Origin of the sequence: Aestuariibaculum suncheonense, assembly GCF_014596935.1 — a bacterium.
In the GTDB taxonomy this organism is placed as follows: domain Bacteria; phylum Bacteroidota; class Bacteroidia; order Flavobacteriales; family Flavobacteriaceae; genus Aestuariibaculum; species Aestuariibaculum suncheonense.
Genome location: NZ_JACVXC010000004.1, coordinates 297,836 through 314,875, shown reverse-complemented (window position 1 = coordinate 314,875; position 17,040 = coordinate 297,836). Strand labels below are relative to the sequence as shown.

At 36.6% G+C, this 17,040-nt stretch carries 12 protein-coding genes; 7 read left to right on the top strand and 5 right to left on the bottom strand.

Annotated elements, in window-relative coordinates:
• The first annotated feature begins 470 nt into the window (after positions 1–470).
• Positions 471–1,568: a hypothetical protein gene (locus ICJ84_RS12290; protein ID WP_188216703.1), complete on the top strand. Its 1,098-nt coding sequence runs from the start codon at positions 471–473 to the stop codon at positions 1,566–1,568.
• 255 nt (positions 1,569–1,823) lie between these two features.
• Here ICJ84_RS12290 and metK read toward each other — a convergent pair whose 3' ends face one another.
• Entirely contained in the window at positions 1,824–3,077 is a 1,254-nt protein-coding gene (metK, locus tag ICJ84_RS12285; RefSeq protein WP_188216702.1) for a methionine adenosyltransferase, read from the bottom strand.
• Positions 3,078–3,709: 632 nt separating this feature from the next.
• Here metK and ilvD point away from each other — a divergent pair.
• The 5 genes from ilvD to ilvA are packed head-to-tail and all read left to right on the top strand — an operon-like array spanning position 3,710 to position 10,528.
• Complete coding sequence (gene ilvD, locus ICJ84_RS12280) at positions 3,710–5,395, top strand: dihydroxy-acid dehydratase (RefSeq protein ID WP_188216701.1); 1,686 nt, start codon at positions 3,710–3,712, stop codon at positions 5,393–5,395.
• A gap of 54 nt (positions 5,396–5,449) precedes the next feature.
• Positions 5,450–7,183 carry a biosynthetic-type acetolactate synthase large subunit gene (gene ilvB / locus ICJ84_RS12275; protein ID WP_188216700.1) on the top strand — a complete coding sequence of 578 codons (1,734 nt, stop codon included), beginning with the start codon at positions 5,450–5,452 and terminating at the stop codon, positions 7,181–7,183.
• A gap of 13 nt (positions 7,184–7,196) precedes the next feature.
• A complete protein-coding gene (gene ilvN, locus ICJ84_RS12270) occupies positions 7,197–7,736 on the top strand; it encodes an acetolactate synthase small subunit (protein WP_188216699.1) in 540 nt (179 codons plus the stop codon).
• Positions 7,737–7,746: 10 nt separating this feature from the next.
• Positions 7,747–9,222: a ketol-acid reductoisomerase gene (ilvC, locus tag ICJ84_RS12265; protein WP_188216698.1), complete on the top strand. Its 1,476-nt coding sequence runs from the start codon at positions 7,747–7,749 to the stop codon at positions 9,220–9,222.
• A gap of 40 nt (positions 9,223–9,262) precedes the next feature.
• The gene (gene ilvA / locus ICJ84_RS12260) at positions 9,263–10,528 is read left to right on the top strand and encodes a threonine ammonia-lyase IlvA (protein WP_188216697.1); all 1,266 of its coding nucleotides are present in this window, start codon (positions 9,263–9,265) and stop codon (positions 10,526–10,528) included.
• Between the two features lie 29 nt (positions 10,529–10,557).
• Here the strand turns inward: ilvA and ICJ84_RS12255 are convergent, their stop codons facing one another.
• Complete coding sequence (locus tag ICJ84_RS12255) at positions 10,558–12,129, bottom strand: arylsulfatase (RefSeq protein WP_188216696.1); 1,572 nt, start codon at positions 12,127–12,129, stop codon at positions 10,558–10,560.
• Between the two features lie 300 nt (positions 12,130–12,429).
• Between ICJ84_RS12255 and ICJ84_RS12250 the strand changes: the two genes are divergently transcribed.
• On the top strand, positions 12,430–14,022 hold the full coding sequence (locus ICJ84_RS12250) for an NADP-dependent glyceraldehyde-3-phosphate dehydrogenase (protein ID WP_188216695.1): 1,593 nt from the start codon (positions 12,430–12,432) through the stop codon (positions 14,020–14,022).
• Between the two features lie 81 nt (positions 14,023–14,103).
• Here the strand turns inward: ICJ84_RS12250 and ICJ84_RS12245 are convergent, their stop codons facing one another.
• The 3 genes from ICJ84_RS12245 to ICJ84_RS12235 are packed head-to-tail and all read right to left on the bottom strand — an operon-like array spanning position 14,104 to position 17,037.
• A complete protein-coding gene (locus ICJ84_RS12245) occupies positions 14,104–15,333 on the bottom strand; it encodes an enolase C-terminal domain-like protein (protein ID WP_188216694.1) in 1,230 nt (409 codons plus the stop codon).
• Positions 15,334–15,376: 43 nt separating this feature from the next.
• Entirely contained in the window at positions 15,377–16,453 is a 1,077-nt protein-coding gene (locus ICJ84_RS12240) for a Gfo/Idh/MocA family protein (RefSeq protein WP_188216693.1), read from the bottom strand.
• A 2-nt stretch (positions 16,454–16,455) separates the two neighbouring features.
• A complete protein-coding gene (locus ICJ84_RS12235; RefSeq protein ID WP_188216692.1) occupies positions 16,456–17,037 on the bottom strand; it encodes an L-rhamnose mutarotase in 582 nt (193 codons plus the stop codon).
• Positions 17,038–17,040 lie beyond the last annotated feature (3 nt).

Genomic DNA, 17,040 nt, shown 5'->3' with positions numbered 1-17,040 from the left:
TGACGAGATATGCTACTTCGAAATCCTTCCATATAATAAACCATAACAAAATCTAAAAACCGGGGACAAATCGTAGGCCATCGAGTGCCGATACCTAAGATTAATATTTTAAATAAGAAAAAACCGACTAATTAATATCTAGTGTAAGATTTTAAATATAACTTTGTTGATTTATAGGGGTTTTCTTCGACATTCCTTCGGGGATTGTTCGGGTTTTCTTCGTAAAATAAGGGTTTTACCGAAGAATCCCCGAAGGAATGTCGAACATGACTCGAAGGAAACCTATATAATGACTGTAAAAATAATAGCTTGTCGCATAATAAATTGTAAGAAAGTTATTATATTGCAATGTACATGATGATACAAAAATGATAGGAATGAAAATAAAGCTTAAAAACCATCGTTATCCCACCCGATTAGGTGAATATGTAGTTTTCAATCATTCATATACACTGCGTTGTAGGTAATTTATGAAACAAATACTATTCATAGAAAACGAAAAGGATACAGTCCTTCCAAAAGAGCATCATAAAACAAACAATATTTGTGCAATAATTTACGACCAAATAACAGAAATATTCACCAAAAATAAATACAAAACATTATATGAAACTAATCTTAGCTTCAATGAAAACAATCTAAAGTTTGAAGAGTTTCAAAATGGTGAAATGCACATATTAGACTTTTTGAAGGAAAATGAATTAAATGATGATATTGAAAAAATTTTAACAAAACACATATTATTATCTATTAGTTCCGACTTCGTAAATTTTGTGTTTGAATCTTTAAGTTGTGCAAAAAAATGCAAATCTACTGTTGCTTATGCTCTCTCAAGAAAACCCTTCACAGACGAATTATTTCTATTAGAACAACTGCTTGTAGATAGAAAAGATTTTATTTATAAATTTTTCCATATTGGGGAACCAAAAAATTACGACCCCAGTTATAAACATGATAAAAAAGAAATCATAAAGGAAACAATTGAAAATTGTATTTCTAAATTAAAAATGAATTTTTTTCACTCTAAAGACTCTATTTACGAGTTAAGATATGACAAATCCCTTGAAAGAGGATTAAATGGTGTTTCTAACAAAGCCTTGCATATAGTAACAATTGATAAAAACTATAAGACTGCTGAGCAAAACTTAAACTTCATTTTTTCAAAACAGGAAGATATTTTTGAACAACTAAATGATTATTACTCAACAATACCTCCTTTGCTTTTTTATACTGCATCTGTTATTGATGAAATAGCTTTTAGTTTTACAGAAAAGAGTGATTCAGAAAATAAATCAAGACAAGTTTTAAAGCAATTTAGAAGGCTGATAGGATATATCTTATACGCAGAGGCAAATAAAATTACCGAAATAGCTAAAAGTAATGAAGTATTAAATTTTATATCAGAAAACCTAAATTTCATATGTGAAAATTGCAATCAAAAAACTGTCCCTACAAGAGATGATTTTGAGTATTTCTTTTATGCTAATTCTATTAATTGTAAAAGTTGCTTTAGTGATTTACTTAAGTTTAACAGAAACATAGATGAAATTTGTCAAATATCGAATTAAAACTACCTACAACACGGGTAGCTGTTAAATAACCTCATAATGTTGTAAAACCATGATACATAAGCGCTCATTTTATGGGCGTTTGTTGTTTTTAAGGATCACTTTGGGAGGGTTCAAATATTGCTTGAAGAACATGTACAGGGTATTTAAGTCTTCTGTGGTTTGTGTTGTAAAATGATTTAAAAAAAAACAGATATAAAAAAACTCCATAAGTTTAAAATTACGGAGTTTTTTTATGTTATAATGAAGTATAAATTATAAGTTGAAAGCTTCTTTCACTTGGTCTACATAGTCTAATTTTTCCCAGGTGAATAACTCGACGTCTAATGTAACGCTTTCACCTGTTGGCTGTGTGAAGGTTTTGGTTACGATCTCATTGGTGCGTCCCATGTGGCCGTAAGCAGCAGTTTCACTATAAATAGGATTTCTTAGTTTTAAGCGCTCTTCAATAGCGAATGGACGCATATCGAAAATTTCAGAAACTTTCTCTGCGATTTCACCATCAGTCATGTTAAACGGACACGTACCGTAGGTATTGATAAAAATACCCATAGGCTCAACAACACCAATAGCATAACTTACCTGTACTAAAATCTCGTCGGCAACACCAGCAGCAACTAAGTTTTTAGCAATATGGCGTGTTGCATAAGCAGCACTACGGTCTACTTTACTTGGGTCTTTTCCTGAGAAAGCACCACCACCGTGAGCACCTTTTCCGCCGTAAGTATCTACAATAATTTTACGCCCTGTAAGTCCGGTATCACCGTGTGGTCCACCAATTACGAATTTACCGGTTGGGTTAATGTGGTATTTAATGTCGTCGTTAAACAACGCCTGAATTTGCTCTGGTAATTTAGCGATAACACGTGGGATTAAAATCTCAACAATGTCTTTTCTAATTTTGGCCAACATCGTGTCGTCGTCAGCGAAATCGTCGTGCTGTGTAGACACCACGATGGCATCAATACGTTGTGGCACATTATCATCACTATATTCAATGGTTACCTGACTTTTAGAGTCTGGTCTTAAATAGGTGATGTCTTTGTTTTCACGACGTAAATCTGAAAGTTCTTTTAAGATACGGTGTGATAAATCTAAAGCCAACGGCATGAAGTTTTCAGTTTCGTTTGTAGCGTAACCAAACATCATTCCTTGATCTCCTGCACCTTGTTCTTCTTTAGAAGCGCGGTCAACACCACGATTAATATCGTCAGACTGCTCGTGAATTGCCGAAAACACACCACAAGAGTTGCCGTCAAACATGTATTCACCTTTGGTATAACCAATACTGTTAATGGTGTCTCTCGCAATTTTTTGAACATCTAAATAGGTGTGTGATTTTACCTCTCCGGCAAGGACAACCTGTCCGGTGGTTACAAGGGTTTCACATGCAACTTTCGATTCTTTATCGAAAGCTAAAAAATTGTCAATTAAAGCGTCGCTAATTTGGTCAGCAACCTTATCTGGGTGGCCTTCAGAAACACTTTCTGAAGTGAATAAATATGCCATAAAACTATTTTTATACTAAGATTTGACGGATAACGTCGAAGGAAGTTTGCACTGCCTTTAGCATTTTTGATTGTATCAAACTCATTTATAAATTTTTAATAAATTGGGTTTGTTACAAAGAGGTTGCAATCAGTCAAATCTTTCCTCTGTTATTTTACGAGGGCAAAAGTAAAAAAATAATAAGGAATAGAGAATTAGTTTTGATTTTTTTAAGGAATTAATTGGTTGTTAAATAAATAATTTAAATATTTGTCTTTCGAGATTATGAGAAACCAAATTTTAATTAGCATTTCTATTATTGTCATTGTGATTATTTCACAGGGATAGGAAGGCTATTGTTAAAATTTTATATGAATATATAAAGCCTTCCAATTTAGGAAGGCTTTTTTTATGCGATAATTTTAATTTTTGGACATCATAAAAATATCTGATTAAAAAATTGATAGTCAGCTATTTAGTTGAATATTTAAAGCAGTGGATTTAACCCTGAAAAACAAAGAAAAAAAGAATTAAAAACCTAAAGGACTAATTTCGAACCTCAATTTAGCAATTTGATTATTTCTAAGGTTAGTCTTAAAAACATAAAGTATTAAATAAAATATAGGATAGATTGTAGAATATCTTTAATAAAAATGAAAGAACTTAATAAACACAGTAAACGACTTACTCAAGATGAATCTCAACCAGCCTCGCAAGCTATGCTTTACGCCGTGGGGTTAACTGATGAGGATATGAAAAAAGCTCAGGTGGGTATTGCAAGTACCGGTTACGATGGTAACCCTTGTAATATGCACTTAAATAATTTAGCTGCTGAGGTTAAAATAGAGTGTAATATCGCCGGTTTAGTTGGTTTAGGATTTAATACTATTGGTGTAAGTGATGGTATTTCAATGGGAACTTCAGGGATGAATTATTCACTGGCTTCTCGCGATATCATTGCCGATTCTATTGAAACTGTTATGAATGCGCAAAGTTACGATGCACTTGTTTCTGTAGTAGGCTGTGATAAGAATATGCCAGGTGCTGTAATAGCCATGTTACGATTAAACCGTCCGTCAATCATGATGTACGGTGGAACCATAGCCTCAGGAAATTATAAAGGAAGAAAATTAAATATTGTATCGGCATTCGAAGCTTTAGGTCAAAAGGTAGCAGGTGAGATTGATGAAGAAGAATATAGAGAAATTATAAAAAGTGCCATTCCAGGAGCAGGAGCTTGTGGAGGTATGTATACCGCGAACACCATGGCATCAGCGATTGAATGTATGGGGTTTGCACTGCCTTATAATTCATCTATCCCAGCTGAAAACCCAAATAAACTATCTGAAAGCGAAAGAACAGCCGTTGCTATTAAAAATCTATTGGAATTAGATTTAAAGCCATTAGATATCATTTCTAAAAAATCTATTGAAAACGCTATTGCTATCGTAAATGCACTTGGAGGATCTACCAACGCGGTTCTACACTTTTTAGCGATTGCACATGCAGCAGATATTGAATTTACTTTAGAAGATTTTCAACGTGTTAGCGATAGAACCCCATTAATCGCTGATTTAAAACCGAGTGGTAAATACTTAATGGAGGATGTTCACGGTATTGGTGGTACACCAGCCGTAATGAAGTATTTATTAGATAATGGATATTTACACGGCGACTGTATGACAGTAACGGGTAAAACATTAGCTGAAAACTTAAAAGACGTGGAGCCGCTTCAGTTTGAAGACGAACAAGACGTTATTTATCCAACAGATAAAGCTTTAAAATCTTCAGGAAATTTACAAATCCTTTATGGAAACTTAGCAGAAGAAGGTGCAGTAGCAAAAATTTCTGGAAAAGAAGGCTTGGTATTCGAAGGCAAAGCGGTGGTTTACGATGGTGAGCAGGCGGCTAATACAGGTATTTCTAACGGTGAGGTTGCTAAAGGCGATGTGGTTGTTATCCGTTACGTAGGTCCTAAAGGAGGTCCGGGTATGCCGGAAATGTTAAAACCAACCTCTTTGATTATGGGAGCTGGTTTAGGAAAATCGGTGGCTTTAATTACCGACGGACGATTCTCTGGTGGTACTCACGGGTTTGTGGTAGGACACATTACACCAGAAGCACAAACCGGAGGAACAATTGCATTGGTTGAAACCGGAGATCGTATTAGAATTAGTGCGGAAGACAATTCTATTAATGTGTTAATTTCAGAAGAAGAACTGGCGAAGCGTAAAGCCGCTTGGGTAGCTCCGGAATTAAAGCACAAAAAAGGAATATTATACAAGTATGCGAAATCAGTAGCTTCAGCTTCAAAAGGTTGTGTAACTGACGCATTTTAAATAGATTTTTTATTTCCGCGAAAGCGGAAATCTCACATATAGAAATTGTGAATTATGAACACAGAAACGGAAAATAAAACACAGGAAGTGGCAAGTAAAACGATGCGTATTTCAGGTAGCGAAGCTGTAGTACGCAGTTTAATCGCAGAAGGTGTAGACATTCTTTACGGATATCCGGGAGGTGCTATTATGCCTGTTTATGATGAACTGTTTAAGTTTCAAGACCAGATTCATCACGTCTTAACCAGGCATGAACAAGGGGCGGCTCACGCAGCTCAGGGTTATGCTCGTATTTCAGGTAAAGTTGGAGTTGCTATCGCAACTTCAGGACCAGGTGCAACTAATTTAGTCACAGGTATTGCCGATGCGCAAATCGATTCTACACCATTAGTCTGTATTACGGGTCAGGTGTTTTCTCATTTGTTAGGTAGCGATGCGTTTCAGGAAACCGATATTGTAGGTATTTCTACGCCGGTTACCAAATGGAACTGTCAGGTAACGAAAGCTGCCGATATTCCTGCAGCATTAGCAAAGGCATTTTATATAGCAAAAAGTGGTCGTCCAGGGCCTGTACTTGTAGATATTACTAAAGATGCACAAGTAGGGGAGCTTGATTTTGAGTACGTACCTTGCAAAGGTGTACGTAGCTATTGGCCGGTACCAAAAACAAATCCTGCAGATGTTCAGGCGGCAGCCGATTTAATTAACGCAGCTAAAAAACCAATGATTGTTTGGGGACAAGGCGTTATTTTAGGTAAGGCTGAAGAAGAATTAAAAGCAGTAGTGGAGAAGGCAGGTATTCCTTCGGCTTGGACCATTCTTGGTGCTTCTGCAATGCCTACATCACATCCATTAAATATTGGAATGGTGGGGATGCACGGAAATTATGCGCCTAACAAATTAACCAACGAATGTGATGTGTTAATTGCCATAGGAATGCGTTTTGACGACCGTGTAACTGGTAAATTAGATTCTTACGCAAAGCAAGCGAAAATAGTACACTTCGATATCGATCCGGCTGAGATTGATAAGAACGTAAAAACCGATGTGGCTGTAATTGGTGATTCTAAAGACAGTTTAGCCCAATTATTACCTTTATTAGAAGCAAAATCGCATGATGCCTGGTTACAGGAATTTAAAGATTTGTATGCTATTGAGTTTGAACAGGTAATAAAAGGGGATATCCATCCGGAAAAGGAAGGCCTGACTATGGGTGAGGTATTAAGACAGATTAATGAAGAAACGAAAGGGAATGCAGCCATTGTTTCTGATGTTGGACAGCACCAGATGATAGCTTGTCGTTATGCCCATTTCAACGTGACCAAAAGTAATATTACATCGGGTGGTTTAGGAACCATGGGCTTCGCTTTACCGGCAGCCATTGGTGCGAAAATGGGAGCTCCAGATCGTGAAGTTGTTGCTATTATTGGTGATGGTGGTTATCAAATGAATATTCAGGAATTAGGGACTATTTTCCAAACCAAAGTTCCGGTTAAAATAGTGGTTTTAAACAACGAATTCTTAGGAATGGTGCGCCAGTGGCAACAGTTATTCTTCGATAAGCGTTATGCGTCTACCGAAATGACGAATCCAGATTTCGTTACTATTGCCAAAGGATACTACATTGAAGCTAAACGTGTAAAAACCAGAGCAGAATTAGCCGATGCCGTTAAAGAAATGATTGCTTCAAAAGATGCTTATTTCCTTGAAGTTTGCGTTGAAAAAGAGGATAATGTATTCCCGATGGTTCCAACAGGAGCTTCGGTTTCAGATGTACGTTTAAGCTAAATTATCAGAAAGAATGAACGAAGAAATAAAAACATTTACCATATCGCTTTATACCGAAAACAACATTGGTTTGTTAAACCGTGTTTCGGCAATTTTTCAGCGCAGACATATCAACATTGAAAGTTTAACAACATCACAATCTGAAATTGATGATGTGTTCCGATTTGTTATTGTTGTCAATATTACAGAAGCTCAGGCGGCGAAAATTGTAAAGCAGTTTGAAAAACAGATCGAGGTGATTCGCGCGTATTATCATACCGATGAAGAAACGATTTATACCGAATCTTGTATGTTTAAAATCAAGTCGGCGTTATTGTTTGAGGAGCCTCAAATTCAGAATATTATAAAAGATAGCAATTCAAGAATTGTTACAGTAAATAAAGAGTTTTTTGTTTTAGAAAAATCAGGAAGACGACATGAAATTGAATCGCTTCGCAGAGATTTAAATGTGTTTGGCATCATGCAGTTTGTGCGTGCCGGGCGTATTGCAGTAACAAAAGACGAAATGAGAGTAACCGATATGCTTATGGCATTCAATAATCATAATAACTAGAAATTAAAAAATGGGAAATTATTTTAACACACTTTCGTTAAGAGATAAATTAGACCAATTATCGAAGTGTAGATTTATGGACTCTTCAGAATTTGAAGATGGTGTAAATGCATTAAAAGGCAAAAAAATTGTTATCGTAGGTTGTGGTGCGCAAGGACTTAACCAAGGGTTAAACATGAGAGATTCAGGATTAGATATTTCTTATGCATTACGTGCTGAGGCGATTGCTGAAAAACGTAAGTCGTTTGTAAATGCAACAGATAACGGATTTAATGTAGGAACATACGAAGAGTTAATTCCAACGGCAGATTTAGTATTAAACTTAACTCCAGATAAACAACATACAAGTGTTGTAAATGCGGTAATGCCTTTAATGAAAAAAGGAGCAACGTTATCGTATTCTCACGGATTCAACATTGTTGAAGAAGGTACTCAAATTCGTGAAGATTTGACCGTAATCATGGTGGCGCCTAAGTGTCCTGGATCAGAGGTTAGAGAAGAGTATAAAAGAGGTTTTGGTGTGCCAACACTTATAGCAGTACATCCTGAAAACGATCCTGAAGGAAAAGGATGGTCACAAGCTAAAGCTTATGCAGCAGCAACTGGAGGTGACAGAGCAGGTGTGTTAGAATCATCTTTCGTTGCTGAGGTGAAATCGGATTTAATGGGTGAGCAAACCATTTTATGTGGATTGTTACAAACAGGATCTATCCTTTGTTTCGATAAAATGATTGAAAAAGGTATCGATGCTGGTTACGCTTCTAAATTAATTCAGTACGGATGGGAAACCATTACCGAAGGTCTTAAGTATGGTGGTATCACTAATATGATGGACAGACTTTCAAATCCAGCTAAAATTAAAGCATTCGAACTTTCAGAAGAATTAAAAGATATCATGCGTCCGTTATTCCAAAAGCATATGGATGATATTATGGAAGGACGTTTCTCTAGCGGCATGATGGAAGACTGGGCTAACGGTGATGAGAAATTATTAACATGGAGAGCAGCTACTGCAGAAACAGCTTTTGAAAAAACACCTGCAGGTGATGTTGAAATCTCTGAGCAAGAGTTCTACGATAATGGTGTGTTAATGGTAGCTATGGTAAGAGCTGGTGTGGAATTAGCTTTCGAAGCTATGACCGATTCAGGAATTATCGATGCGTCTGCTTACTATGAGTCGTTACACGAAACGCCGCTTATCGCTAACACGATTGCAAGACGTAAATTATACGAAATGAACAGTGTGATTTCTGATACTGCTGAGTACGGTTGTTATTTATTCGACCACGCTTGTAAGCCATTATTAGCAGATTTCATGACAAAAATAGACACTGATGTTATTGGTAAAGCTTATGCTAAAGATAACGGTAAAGGTGTTGATAATGCGAAGTTAATAGCGGTTAATAAAGCGTTAAGAGAGCATCCGGTAGAGAAAATCGGTTCGTTCTTAAGAGCGTCTATGACGGCTATGAAACCAATCGTTTAGTTACAAGTTCCGCGAAAGCGAGATATTAAAAAATACATTTATGGAAAAAGGGAAAACCATATATTTTCCAAGTATTGATAATGTTAAAGTAGCTGCCGATACCATTAAAAAGGTATCGGCAGTTACGCCTTTAAGCCCAAGCTTAAGGTATTCTAAACAGTTTGATGCTAACATACTTTTAAAGCGTGAAGATTTACAGCAGGTACGTTCCTATAAGATTAGAGGGGCTTATAACAAAATAAGCTCGTTAACGGCCGAAGAATCTGCTAGCGGCGTGGTTTGTGCTAGTGCCGGAAATCATGCGCAGGGCGTAGCATTATCCTGTAAATTATTAAAAATTAAGGGAAGTATTTATATGCCTGCCCCGACACCAAATCAAAAGGTGGAGCAGGTTAAAATGTTTGGAGAGGATTATATTGAAATTAAGCTGATAGGCGACACTTACGACGATGCCTATAATGCGGCGATGAAGGAGTGTGCAGAACAGAAAAAGACATTTATACACCCTTTTAATGATGAAAAGGTAATTGAAGGTCAGGCGACTATTGGAATGGAAATTCTGGAACAAACAACAGGACCTATCGATTATGTTTTTATCGCCGTTGGTGGTGGTGGATTAGCTTCTGGACTGTCAACTGTTTTTAAAACCTTATCTCCAAATACCAAGATTATAGGTGTTGAGCCGGAAGGCGCGCCATCTATGAAAGTGTCGTTGCAAAATGGTGTTAATACTGAATTAGACGATATTGAAAAATTTATTGACGGGGCGGCGGTAAAACGTGTCGGCGACTTAACCTTTGAAATCTGTAAAGCCAATTTACACGATATGATTACAGTGCCGGAAGGGAAGGTTTGCGAAACCATTTTAGAGCTTTATAATAAAGATGCTATTGTAGTGGAGCCGGCCGGAGCATTGAGTATTTCAGCCTTAGATTTTTACGCCGAGGAGATCAAAGGGAAAAATGTGGTTTGTGTGGTAAGTGGTAGTAATAACGATATTACCCGTACGGCAGAAATTAAGGAGCGTGCCTTACTATATGCCAATCTAAAACATTACTTTATTGTCAAGTTTCCGCAACGAGCGGGAGCCTTACGAGAATTTGTGGTAGATATTTTAGGGCCTAACGATGATATTACTTTTTTCCAGTATGCAAAGAAGACCAATCGCGAGAATGGTTCGGCAGTCGTTGGAATTCAGTTGAAATCATCGGATGATCTGGAGCCTTTAATTACCAAAATGAAACAACGTAATTTCTTTGGAGATTACCTAAATAATAAACCTGATTTGTTTCAGTTTCTAGTATAAAAAAGAGCGGTTATTTAACCGCTCTTTTTTTATTCATGATGGAGATTGTTATTCACTAATTCTTCAATAGGTTCAATTTTAAACTGGTCGATTTCCGGTGTGCGATGTTCTTGCTTAATTATGGAATATAAACGCTGAATGATTTCCGGGTGATCTTCGCCAATATTGTGTTCTTCGGTAATATCTTTGCTAAGGTCATACAGTTCGATTTCTGTATTTCCCTTTTTTATGTCTTTCCAGATCATTTTCCAGTTCCCCATTCTAACTGCAACCTGTCCGTTATACTCAGGAAATTCCCAATACAAATATTCATGCTCTTTTTGGTTCTCATTTTGAATTAAGGTATTTAAGAAGCTAATACCATCAATGGTTTCTGGAGGTGCAATTTGGGCTATATCACAAAAGGTTGGCATGACATCCCAGAAGGCAGAGATATGGTCGGTGGTTGTGTTAGGCTTTATTTTACCCGGCCATGAAGCGATCATTGGAACACGAATTCCACCTTCATAAACAAATCCTTTTCCATATCCGTAATCACTTTTAAAAGGTCTGGCGCTGTCAAACCAAGGCGAATCTGTTCCTCCATTATAGGTTGGGCCGTTATCGGAAGTGAAAATAATGAGGGTGTTGTCGTATTTTCCGGTTTCTTTAAGGCGTGCAATTAATTTTCCTATATTTTCGTCTAAATACGAAACCATTGCGGCATAAGTTGCCTTTGGATAGCAATTAGGGAAGTAGCCTTTATTGCCGATATAAGGTGCTTCGTCTCCAAACTTTTTAAGGTAATAATCGACCCGGTTTTTCGGTGCTTGTAATGGCATATGCGGAATAGGTGAGGCCCAGTAAATAAAAAATGGTTCGTCTTTTTTTAGAGAGTCGATAAATCCAATCATTTTTTCGAAAGACACATCTGGTGCATAGTATGGTTGAGTGTATTTACTGTAACTGCTTGGGTTGTTTGGGTCTGCACCCTTATCAAGTTTGGTATTAGGAGCTACCGTGTCGTTCGCTAAATAATAGCGCTTTTCGTTTTCGTATAAGTGTAAAGGGGTATATGTGTGTGCCTGACGTTGACAGTTATATCCGAAAAAATAATCGAACCCCATAGTTGTCGGAATAGATTCCGTATGTGGAGCTCCCAATCCCCATTTACCAAACATACCATTGGTGTAGCCGGCTTGTTTTAAAAGTTTAGCAATGGTCAGGGTGTTTCTAGGTAACGGACGTTGTCCTTCTAAAGTCGAATCTGCAGCAACTTTCCGATAATTCCAGACATCGCCAGGTTCTCCACGTTGCCATTCATCATTTCCTCTAATATAGGAATGTCCCATGTGGGTTCCTGTTAGTAAAGACGACCGTGCCGGTGCACATACCGGAGCGCCACTGTAATGCTGAGTAAACAGCATACCGTTTTTTGCTAATAAATCGATGTTTGGTGTCTCAATTTTATCCTGACCGTAGGCACCAATGTCTCCATAACCTAAATCGTCGGCTAAAATGTAAATGATATTAGGTTTACTTGTATATTGTTTTTGGTTGTCTGATTTACAAGAAAACAGTGAAAGAATAGTTAGAAAATAGATGCTATTTTTAATATGCATGTTTTTTAAGATTTGATTACAAGTAAAATAAATAAATTTATGTCTTAAAAATGTCAATTATATTATTCATAAAAGTGTATTATTTGATCGTTTTCACCTTTTATATTCTAGTCGACTTTTGAATTTAATGTTTTTATCTTTTTTATACCCGAAAACGTTGTAGCACTTTCGTTTTTTTTAAGGTTTCAAATTAATGCTGCAAATACAGTATTTTTATTCGCAATGTGATGGTTTTGAGTCGTTGTTCGTTAAAATATGAGTAACTTTAACTCTAGTTTTAATCACTAAAACCAATTAAAAATGAAAACGAAATTTTCAGAAATACCTGAACCATATAGAATAAACAAACTCACGCATCAAAATAGTTATTTGGTCTCTGGAGAGCTTAAAGAGTGGCACGGAGAAACTGCAGAGGTGTATTCTACGATTTCTTCAACTGAAGACTATAGGCCTACTTTGTTGGGAACTATTCCGCAACTCGGCGAGGCAGAAGCAATGGAATCTTTAAATTCAGCATTAGATGCTTTTGATAAAGGTCAAGGTTTATGGCCTACTATGAAGGTGGTTGACAGAATTGCTTGCATGAAAAAGTTTGTAGAGCAAATGAAGACCAAGCGCGAGGAAATTGTTAAGCTTTTAATGTGGGAAATTGGAAAAAATCTTCCAGATTCAGAAAAGGAGTTCGATAGAACCGTAGATTATATTTATGATACCATTGAAGCCTACAAACAAATTGATCGCGATTCTGCTAAGTTTGAAAAGAGTGAAGGCGTTTATGCACATATTCGTCGTGGTCCGTTAGGGGTTGTATTATGTTTAGGGCCATATAATTACCCGCTTAATGAAACCTTTTCATTGTTAATTCCCGCGCTGATTATGGGGAATACGGTAATTTTTAAGCCTGCTAAACATGGTGTTTTATTGATAAGTCCATTACTGGAAGCCTTTCAGAGTAGTTTTCCTAAAGGCGTTGTGAATATTGTTTATGGCCGTGGTAGAACGTTGGCAACACCAATCATGCAGTCGGGTAAAATAGATGTGTTGGCGTTAATAGGGAATAGTAAATCGGCCAACACGTTACAATCGCAACATCCTAAAGGAAACAGATTACGTATGGTTTTGGGATTGGAGGCTAAAAATCCGGCGATTATTTTACCAGACGCCGATTTAGATTTAGCTGTTGAAGAGTGTATTGCCGGAACCTTATCGTTTAATGGACAGCGTTGTACTGCTTTAAAGGTGGTGTATGTTCATGAATCGGTAGCAGAAGAGTTTAACAGGCGTTTTTCTTATAAAGTCGATCAGTTGAAATTTGGGAATCCATGGGAATCAGGCGCTAAATTAACACCACTTCCAGAAGTTGAAAAGCCTGCTTATATTCAGGAATTAATTGATGATGCCTTAGAAAAAGGGGCATCAATTTTAAATGAAAAGGGAGGAGAGACGACTGAAAATTATATTTATCCAGCAGTACTTTATCCTGTGAATAAAGAGATGCGTGTATATCAGGAGGAACAGTTCGGTCCTGTAATTCCAGTGATATCTTTTGCAGATATCGAAGAGCCTTTAGATGATATGGCAGAATCGAATTACGGACAGCAGGTGAGCTTGTTTGGTAAAAATGTACAAACCTTAGCGCCGTTAATTGACACTTTAGTGAATCTAGTATGTCGTGTTAATTTAAATAGCTCTTGTCAACGCGGACCAGATGTGTATCCGTTTACCGGAAGAAAAGATTCGGCTTATGGTACTTTAAGTGTGCATGATGCCTTGCGATCATTTTCTATTCGAACTTTTGTAGCTTCAAAGGATAATGATTACAACAGGGCTATTTTAAATGAACTTTTAGATAAAAAAGTGTCTAATTTTATCAGTACAGATTATATCTTATAATAAGTTAAAGGAAAAAATGATAACTATAAAAAAATCGAGGGTCCAAACCCTCGATTTTTTGTTTTTATGATGCTTTCGTTTTTAGAGTAAATCACTACTCATACCAGGTTCTTGAGGAACCAGATAGCGACCATTTTCTATTATTGCAGGGTGTTTAAATTTGTCACGTAAATGTGGAATATGTTCTAAAAGCACTACGGGATGGTTAATAGTGATGTGATTGAATAGAACCAGATGCTGATGGATTTGTCCCATGTCACCAACATGAGGAACAACCGGAATATTAAATTTCTTAGATAGTAAGCTAATTAGTATAAATTCTGAAACACCACCAACTCTTACAGCATCTACCTGGTTAAAAGACATACAACCCGATTGCATGAAGTTTTTAAAGATGATTTTATTAGGGACGTGTTCTCCTAATGCAATTTTAACATTGGTTTGATTGGCCAACTCTACATGAGCAAATACATCATCAGGATGTGTTGGTTCTTCAACCCAGTACGGATTTAGTTTTTTAAGTTCATGACAAATGTCAATTGCTTGAGGTAAATTCCATTGCTGATTAGCGTCAAACATAATGGTAGCGGCATCTCCAGCAATAGTTCTAACGAGTTCAGCTCTGCGTAAATCACGTGAAGCTTCTTTGGAACCCACTTTAAGTTTCATGGCTGTAAAGCCTTTGTCCATTGCTTTTTTTATGTTTTCAGCGACTTTTTCATCTGAATAATTAAACCAACCAATCGAAGTGTCGTAACCCGGATAACCGTCTTTTAGGATATTGCTTCGTTCATTTATGCCATTTTGTTGCTGTTTTAATAAAGTTAAGGCTTCTTCTTTAGGTAAAACGTCTTCATAAAATGAAAAGTCTAAAGTATTAACCAAAGCTTCAGGAGAAAGATCAATCAGTAATTTCCATAAAGGTACTTGTCTAGATTTAGCCCAAAGATCAAAACAGGCATTTACTACTGCTGCTAAGGCCAAATGCACCACACCTTTATGTGGTCCTAGCCATCTGAAATTAGGGTCGTCTGACATGGCTTTGTAGTAGGTGCCAAAGTCAGCCATTAAATCTTCAATATCTTTGCCTTCAATATGTTTAACTAAATAGTCTATAGCGTCGCATACCAATTTGTTTCCTGTTCCTAGGGTAAAAGCAAGACCAGTTCCTACCAGATTGGTATTCGTTTGTAAATTACATATGGCGTAAGCATAGATAGGAGTTAAGTGAACGGCATCAGAACCTGCGCCGTTTTCAAGTGGGAATCTTGTATCAGAGGATGTTCCTTTTAGTATTATAATTTGACTCATTATGACTTTTCTTTTAAAAGATGTATTTGTATTATTATTATTATTATTCTATCGAGTTGAAGGTTAGACCCCCTGAATCACTTGATTTATAAGCGGCTTCAACTATTTTCATGGTGTCTAAGGCTTCTTCAACACTGTTTGGTAAAGGAGAACTCTTGTCTATGCAGTGTTTTTGAAGCACTCCCATGGAGCCGATAAAGGCATGTGGAAACCATTTGCCTTCAAGTTTAAGATTTTGCCAACCTTTTTCAGGGGCCTCTAGATTATAATATTCAAAAGTAGGTGGCATCCCATTTGGATAATCCAATGAAACTCCAATCCGAATATGAATTGCACCTTTTGAACCCTCAATTTTAAAGTAAGAGGCTTGATGTTTTAATCCAAAGTTGTGCCCATGATTTGTAATAATACGTGCCTGAACATGATTTGGGTAGTCTAATATGGCCGTGGTGCGAGTAGAGGCTAAATCTAGCATTTTAGGGTGTTTTCTGGTACTGGCATAAATTTTTTCTGGATTGCCCAAAAATCCACGTATCAGGTCAAAGTAATGAATGCTGTGATATAGAATTTCTACTCTAGGAAGGTCGAAAAGAAAATCCCATAAATGCCATGGCGTATTCACATTAACCATTAGTTCCATGTCATATACATCACCAAGTAACCCGTCATTAATAAGTTGTTTGGCAGCAATCATGTATGGAGCAAATTGTAACTGAAAATTTACGGCAGCGGTCAGTTCTTTTTCGTTACAAATGGTTTTAATTTGTTTAGCTTCTGCTAGTGTTTCACCCATTGGTTTTTGAAGTAAAACGACACTGTGATTGGGTAATTTTTTTAAAGTTTCAATATGAAAGGCTGCCGGTAAAGCTAAGTCAAAAATAACCTGATGTGTCATGCTTTCTGAAATAGCATCTTCAAAGGAATTATAAATCTTCTCAACTATTGGAAATGCCGATTTTAAACTAATAGCCTTTTCTTTGTCAATATCATAAATACCAAGCACTCGAAATCCAGCGATTTGATAAGCTGGTAGGTGAGCATCTTTTACAATACCACCAGCACCAATAATAATTATAGGTAATGGTTTGGATGGTAAATCTATGGTTTGTTTAATAGTCATTTTTAAAACATTGGTTTCATAATTTGCCACTTTTCGAAGGTGTCATTGTTTTTATCAATTCTTTGAAATTTTGAAACATAGTCTTGCCATTCTTTTTCCCGAGGAAGTTTCCCCCAACGTTCTGAATCGGCATATATATCAAATGTGTCTTTTACCTCCATAATCATGAATACCCTATATTCTTGCAGGTATAATTCCATGTTTAAAACCCCCATGGTATTCATGTTATTGATGATTTCTGGCCAGATGGCATCTGGTTTATGAATATCGATATATTCTTTGCGAAGTTCAGGGTCTGGTTGTAAATTAAGAGTTAAAACTAGTTGTTTGCTCGCTGTTGGTGTGTTTTTATTTATTGCGGTTTCAGGCTTTTTAAATATGCGCTCCAAGGGGCCATGTATTTCCTTAAAATAGGATTCCATCTGCTTTTTATCCTCATTTAGGGATTCATAGGATGTTGTTGTAATAACAAAAGTGAGGTCGTTTTCACGGTAACCTTTTATGTTATTATTCAGGGATTTAAATGAATCCAAAATTGGATTTAATCCTATATAGCAGTATTTCTTAGCATTGGAATGTTTCATTTT

What these genes read in the sequence shown, in the direction of transcription:
- ICJ84_RS12290 (WP_188216703.1), top strand. Translation starts at nt 471, where the DNA reads ATGAAACAAATACTATTCATAGAAAACGAAAAGGATACAGTCCTTCCA.
- metK (WP_188216702.1), bottom strand. Translation starts at nt 3,077, where the DNA reads ATGGCATATTTATTCACTTCAGAAAGTGTTTCTGAAGGCCACCCAGAT.
- ilvD (WP_188216701.1), top strand. Translation starts at nt 3,710, where the DNA reads ATGAAAGAACTTAATAAACACAGTAAACGACTTACTCAAGATGAATCT.
- ilvB (WP_188216700.1), top strand. Translation starts at nt 5,450, where the DNA reads ATGAACACAGAAACGGAAAATAAAACACAGGAAGTGGCAAGTAAAACG.
- ilvN (WP_188216699.1), top strand. Translation starts at nt 7,197, where the DNA reads ATGAACGAAGAAATAAAAACATTTACCATATCGCTTTATACCGAAAAC.
- ilvC (WP_188216698.1), top strand. Translation starts at nt 7,747, where the DNA reads ATGGGAAATTATTTTAACACACTTTCGTTAAGAGATAAATTAGACCAA.
- ilvA (WP_188216697.1), top strand. Translation starts at nt 9,263, where the DNA reads ATGGAAAAAGGGAAAACCATATATTTTCCAAGTATTGATAATGTTAAA.
- ICJ84_RS12255 (WP_188216696.1), bottom strand. Translation starts at nt 12,129, where the DNA reads ATGCATATTAAAAATAGCATCTATTTTCTAACTATTCTTTCACTGTTT.
- ICJ84_RS12250 (WP_188216695.1), top strand. Translation starts at nt 12,430, where the DNA reads ATGAAAACGAAATTTTCAGAAATACCTGAACCATATAGAATAAACAAA.
- ICJ84_RS12245 (WP_188216694.1), bottom strand. Translation starts at nt 15,333, where the DNA reads ATGAGTCAAATTATAATACTAAAAGGAACATCCTCTGATACAAGATTC.
- ICJ84_RS12240 (WP_188216693.1), bottom strand. Translation starts at nt 16,453, where the DNA reads ATGACTATTAAACAAACCATAGATTTACCATCCAAACCATTACCTATA.
- ICJ84_RS12235 (WP_188216692.1), bottom strand. Translation starts at nt 17,037, where the DNA reads ATGAAACATTCCAATGCTAAGAAATACTGCTATATAGGATTAAATCCA.